Below are 5536 nucleotides of genomic sequence, written 5' to 3'. Positions count from 1 at the left end.
TGCCAGATGCACGTAGGGGCGAAAGACTTCGCTACTTTCCCCGAAACCTCGCGTGGCTAAATGGCGCGGGGCACTAGCACGGAGCGCCTTTAATGCATTTGCCCACGCTGAACACCCCACGCTTGCGCCTTATGCCGCTGCGCCTAGAAAACGCGTTACGCCTGGCAGCGCTGGGCGACGATCCATTGGTGGCCGCATATACGGCGGGCATGCCATCGCCCTATACGCCCGCCGCCGCTGAGGAATTTATCCAGCGTTCAGCCGCGGCTGCCGAGCGCGATGAGAACTTCGTGTTTGCGATTCACCTGCGTCCTGGCGAACTGATCGGCGTAATCAACCTGCGGCCGTCCAACCGTCACCGTAGCGGGCATTTGGGCTATTGGATGGGCGCCCCGTTTCGCGGCCATGGCTATATGACCGAGGCCGTTCAACAGGTGATGCTATTTGCGTTCGAGACCTTGCAATTGCATCGCGTGCATACCGCCTGCATGGCGGTGAATGTGGCGTCGGCGCGAGTACTGGAGAAAGCCGGGCTGCAGCGCGAGGGGCTGAGCAAGCAGGCGTTTTTCAAGGAGGGGGTGTTTCATGACTTGCTGCAATTTGGCGTTATCGCCCAGACCTGGCGCGAAAATCACCCGCGCAACGCCGCTGGTTGATCCAGGCGTTGCCGCCATCACCACGCATTCGGTTCACCAGCCCAGGCCCAGAACGTTCCGCCATCGGCCGGCCCATGACGGCCGATCAAGTCGATAATGGACTGCGCAGCAAAGGCCGGCTTGAACAGTTGCTCGGCCGGTACGTTGGCTTGAAAGGGTTTCGACAGTGCAGTGTCAGTGGTGCCAGGGTTCAGGCGCTTCAGTTCAATGCTGGCTGACGCCGCAGCTCAATACGTTGGCCTGGCCAGAAAAGTCGGGGACCAGGCTCATAAGGGCTCCTCATACCGGCGCTGGATGCGCTGCAGTTCGCCGCTTTGCCGCAGTTGCTCCAATGCTTTGGCCCAGGCTGCTACGAGCTCGTCGTCACAGTCGCGGCTAAAGGCGATGTACAACGATGAGCGATAGATCTCCACGGGAATCTGGCGCAGCGTGCCGGGAGCGATGTTGAGTTGGCGACTGTAATACGCCACGCCGGCATCCGTATCGCCGACGATGACGCCCGTGCGCCCGGCGAGCAGCATGCGATAGAGCTGCTGGCTTTCGTTGGCGCTTTTATCAAGGTTGTCAAAGCCCATGGCTTGCAGCGTTTCGGGTATCAAACCGGCATGCCGTGTAGTGATCTGTTCCACGCGTAGCAATTGTTCGAGGGAATACAGTGCAGGCCGCCCATGGGCCAGTTGGTAGGGGTAAATGGACTCTTCAATGATCGGTCCGACCCACTTGTACAAAGGCTCGCGCTCGGCAGTGCGAAACATGGAATACATGATGGTCTTGGGCCGGCTACGCAGTGCGAGGGTGGCGCGCATGCTGGGCAGCAACACCAGTTCAAAGTCATTGTCGGTGAGGGCCATGATGGCTCGCACGATTTCCGTGGCCATGCCGGTGAGCTGGTGGTTTTCCAGGTAGTTGTAGGGTGCCCACTCTTCGGTCACGACCTGATAGGGCTCGGCCTTTACCGCGGTGCTGAGTAGCAGCCAGAGCAGCGCGGCAGTGAGGGGCGAGGGCTTCACGTGTTGGCTTGGTTGCTCTGTGGATGGCTGACGGGTAAATCCATTGCAAACAGACTAGGCAAGCGTAGACCCTGCCACTGGCTAACGCCTGAAGCAATTCCACCAAAACATAGGGCTGTTAGCGCGGCTCGGCGCCCGGGCGAGATACACCGCGCGCCAGTGCCGGGCAGCGCATACCCTTAGGTGTCAGCGCGGCTCAAGCGAACCCGAGTAACCCGCCGCTCAGCCACCCCGATTACCCGCAGCTGCCACCCGTGCCACACCAGCTCATCGCCAATAACCGGCAGGCGGTCGAGCAAACTCATCACCAGACCGGCCACGGTTTGGTAGTCATCGGTCGGGCTGGCATCAAAACCAATTCGCCCGCGCACCAGGGTCAGATTAAGCGCGCCGCTGACCAGAAACGCACCGTCATCGGCAACGATATCCGGACCCTCAACCTCGCTGGCATCCGGCAGCTCACCGGCGATGGATTCAAGAATGTCGGTCATGGTCAGCACGCCGACCAAGTCACCGAACTCACTCACCACAAAGGCGATATGGGTCGACGCTTTGCGCATCTGCTCCAAGGCATTGAGGATGGTAAAGTGCTCCAGCAAATTGATGGCCGGGCGCACCAACGCGACCAAGTCTGGCGTGTTGCCGGCGAGCATTTCTTTGAGCAATTCCTTCTTGTGCACAAAGCCCAGCGGCTCATCAATACGCCCGTCGCGAATCAACGGTAGGCGCGAGTAGGAGGAATGCATCAGCGTGTGGCGGATCTCCTCCGGGCTATTGGCCACATCAATGTAAGCCACCGCAGAGCGCGCCGTCATGGCAGTGCGTACCGGGCGTTCCGCCAGTTGCAGCACGCCACTGATCATCACCCGCTCGCGACGGTTAAATACCGGCTCGCTGTCTTCGCCGCCGACCAGGTCGACGATATCTTCACCAACCTCATCGGCGCTCAAGGCGCGTCCACCCAATAAACGCATTACCGCATGGGCCGTGCGTGCGCGCATTGGGCGTTCACCTTGAGCCGAGCGCTTACGCCCGCGGCGCGCCAGCTGGTTAAACAGCTCGATCAGAATCGAGAAGCCAATGGCCGCATACAGGTAGCCTTTGGGAATATGAAAGCCCAAGCCTTCGGCCGCCAGGCTAAAGCCGATCATCATCAAAAAGCCCAAGCACAGCATGATCACCGTGGGGCGGGCGTTCACAAATGCGGTCAGCGGCTTGCTGGCGACAATCATTAGGCCGATGGAGACGATCACGGCGATCATCATCACCGCCAGGTGCTCAACCATGCCCACCGCAGTAATCACTGCGTCGAGCGAGAACACCGCATCAAGCACCACAATCTGCGCCACGATCGGCCAGAACAGCGCATAACCAGCGCCGCTGCTGCGTTCGGCGATATGCCCCTCCAGCCGCTCATGCAACTCCATGGTCGCCTTGAACAACAGGAACACGCCGCCAAACAACATAATCAAATCGCGGCCCGAGAAGCTTTTGCCCAACACCTCAAACAGCGGCTCGGTCAGGGTCACCATCCAGGAGATACTGGCCAGCAAGCCCAAGCGCATAAACAGCGCCAGCGACAAACCAATCACCCGCGCGCGGTCGCGCTGCTCAGGCGGCAGTTTGTCGGCGAGGATGGCAATAAACACCAGGTTGTCGATGCCCAGCACCAACTCCAACACGATCAACGTCAACAGACCTAGCCAGGCCGTGGGGTCAGCTATCCATTCCATAGTGGTTACAGAGCCTGTGTCGAGGTGGGGCGTGGAGAAAAACCTAGCTCAAGCGAGCGGGCGGTGCAGGGCAGCCAGGTGGCTGCGGGGAGAGTGACCTTCGCGCGGGTGAAGCATGGCGAGTGTCGTAGCAGACCAACGTCGGTAAACGATGGGTAGCGGGGTGAGCCATACACAGCTGGACTCGGAGGTTCCTGGAGGGCGTTCATTGCGGCCTAAACTGATTTCGGGTGGTCATGCTACCTGCTGCGCGTGTTTATGGTCGGCGGGCATATATTTCGAAATCTGTCTTCGAAACCCTCACCTCTATAGCCGCTATAAGCCCAACTCGACGTAGGGTGTGCTGTGCGCACCAGACCGCGTAAAGGTGCGCACAGCACACCCTACGGCGGTTAAGCGGTACAAAAAAGGGGTGAATACGTCTGGCGTACTCACCCCTTTGTATTGCAACGAACGCTTAGAACACCTGGATCGGGTATTCAACAAACGCGCGGATTTCGTTGAGGTTGGCGCCTACATCACGATCAGCACGGTAGATCGAGTTGCGCAGTTTCAGCGACAGGTCTTTAAACGTACCGTCTTGCACAACGTACTTCACTTGGTTGAAGAACTCGCGCTCGGTGCCGTCGGTTTCGCCACCGCGGTCGATGTCGCTACCACGCACATAGGCGGTTTTGTAGCTCAGACCGGCAACGCCGTACTCGGTGAAGTCCAACTCGTAGCTGAGCTGCCAGGAGCGCTCGTCTTTCCAGTTGAAGTCGGAGTAGTAGGAGTTGGCCACGTAGATGGTGCTGCCACCGTCGCCGTAGTCATAGGCGTAACCGGTGTCACCGCTGCTACGTTGGTGGGCGAGGATAAACGAGTGCGCGCCCACGCTATATTTGGCCGCCAGGCTCCACAGGGTGTTGCTGTCGTTGTTGCCGTCGCCACCAAAATCTAGGGCTGCGGTGGAGTTGTTGTCGTAGTCGGTGCGGTAGATGTTGAAGTCGAAGTTCAACGCTTGGTTGTCGCTCAGCACCTGGGTGAAGTTCACGTTGCCGTAGTACTTCTTGAAGGTGTCTTCCACGTCGGAGTGGTACGCGGCCACGCTGAGAGCGTCGTTAACGGCGTAGGTACCGCCGATCACGTCGATGCTTTTCAGATGGTTAGGGTCGCGCGCGGCATCGCCCATCGGGCTGTCGGCGGTGAAGCGACCGGCGTTGAGTTCCAGGCCTTCAATTTCTTTGCTGGTCACCAGGGTGCCGGTGAAGGCTTGGGGCAGCAGGCGCGAGTCGTCATAGGCCAGAACCGGCAGCGACGGGAACTGGTTGCCATAACGCAGCACGGTATTGGAGAAGCGTACCTTGACCACGCCACCGGCTTCGGACAGGTCGTCTACCGGGTGGCCGTCGCTGTCGGTATCAAAGAACGCGCCATAGTTACGGCCACGGCCGCTGTCGAGCTTGATGCCAAGCAGGCCATAGGCGTCAACGCCAAAACCCACGGTGCCCTGGGTGAAACCGGATTCAAATGTACCGATAAAACCTTGGCCCCAGACCTTGGCGTCGTTGGTGTGGTTTTTGTAATCACGGTTGAAGTAGGCGTTGCGCAGCAACAGTTTCAGGCTGCTGTCTTCAACGAAACCTTTGCTGTCGGATTGCTCGCTGGCGAAAGCCGGCGTAAGGCTCAACGAAGCTAGCGCGCAGGCCAGCGCGATGCGTGTGCGATTGAACATAAGTGCTCCCTGTAACTAATTTTCTTGGTGTTAGGTGATGGCAGGAGACTGCATGGCAAAGCGCTAATCAGCGTAGCGAGTACGCAGACCAAGGGACGGGATTATTGGCTATAGGAATTCCCAGCCTATGCAGTGGCTGGGATAAATACGCGCTGGGGAATGATCGGTAAAACTGCTTATTTCAATTTTTACTATCGACGGGATTAATGGTTGGTTTGCCGGCAAAGCGGGCTACCATCGGCCCCGATGAATCTCCAAGGTGCTGAATTATGAGACTAATTCGGCACTTTGCTCCCTTCATCAACCTTTGGTTTTATTTGCCGCCTCCCGAGGCGGCTTTTTTATGTGCGTGAAATTATCAGCTTTTGTGATGAATTTGCACGGGGCCTGTAGGCGGTTCGCGATCGGCATCACCCTTACGAG

Annotated in this window: 4 protein-coding genes and 1 pseudogene; 1 reads left to right on the top strand and 4 read right to left on the bottom strand. The window is 58.4% G+C overall.

Annotated elements, in window-relative coordinates; translation table 11 throughout:
- The first annotated feature begins 92 nt into the window (after window positions 1–92).
- Entirely contained in the window at window positions 93–656 is a 564-nt protein-coding gene (locus AAAB16_RS08345) for a GNAT family protein (RefSeq protein ID WP_340662917.1), read from the top strand.
- Between the two features lie 17 nt (window positions 657–673).
- Here the strand turns inward: AAAB16_RS08345 and AAAB16_RS08340 are convergent.
- The 4 genes and pseudogenes from AAAB16_RS08340 to AAAB16_RS08325 all read right to left on the bottom strand — a co-directional run.
- Window positions 674–874, bottom strand: a pseudogene (locus AAAB16_RS08340) (C-factor); the annotation flags it as partial.
- 48 nt (window positions 875–922) lie between these two features.
- Window positions 923–1666: an ABC transporter substrate-binding protein gene (locus tag AAAB16_RS08335; protein ID WP_340662916.1), complete on the bottom strand. Its 744-nt coding sequence runs from the start codon at window positions 1664–1666 to the stop codon at window positions 923–925.
- A gap of 179 nt (window positions 1667–1845) precedes the next feature.
- Window positions 1846–3399 carry a TerC family protein gene (locus AAAB16_RS08330; protein ID WP_340662915.1) on the bottom strand — a complete coding sequence of 518 codons (1554 nt, stop codon included), beginning with the start codon at window positions 3397–3399 and terminating at the stop codon, window positions 1846–1848.
- Between the two features lie 457 nt (window positions 3400–3856).
- Window positions 3857–5113, bottom strand: a complete 1257-nt coding sequence (locus tag AAAB16_RS08325) for an OprD family porin (protein ID WP_340662914.1) — start codon at window positions 5111–5113, stop codon at window positions 3857–3859.
- Window positions 5114–5536 lie beyond the last annotated feature (423 nt).

This window comes from Pseudomonas sp. (genome assembly GCF_037994325.1).
In the GTDB taxonomy this organism is placed as follows: Bacteria; Pseudomonadota; Gammaproteobacteria; order Pseudomonadales; family Pseudomonadaceae; genus Aquipseudomonas.
Note: the sequence above shows the minus strand (reverse complement) of the source record. Positions and strands in the feature narration are given on the sequence as shown.

Excerpts from the sequence above, each read along its gene's own strand:
- AAAB16_RS08325 (WP_340662914.1), bottom strand. The coding sequence starts at position 5,113 with ATGTTCAATCGCACACGCATCGCGCTGGCCTGCGCGCTAGCTTCGTTG.
- AAAB16_RS08330 (WP_340662915.1), bottom strand. The coding sequence starts at position 3,399 with ATGGAATGGATAGCTGACCCCACGGCCTGGCTAGGTCTGTTGACGTTG.
- AAAB16_RS08345 (WP_340662917.1), top strand. The coding sequence starts at position 93 with ATGCATTTGCCCACGCTGAACACCCCACGCTTGCGCCTTATGCCGCTG.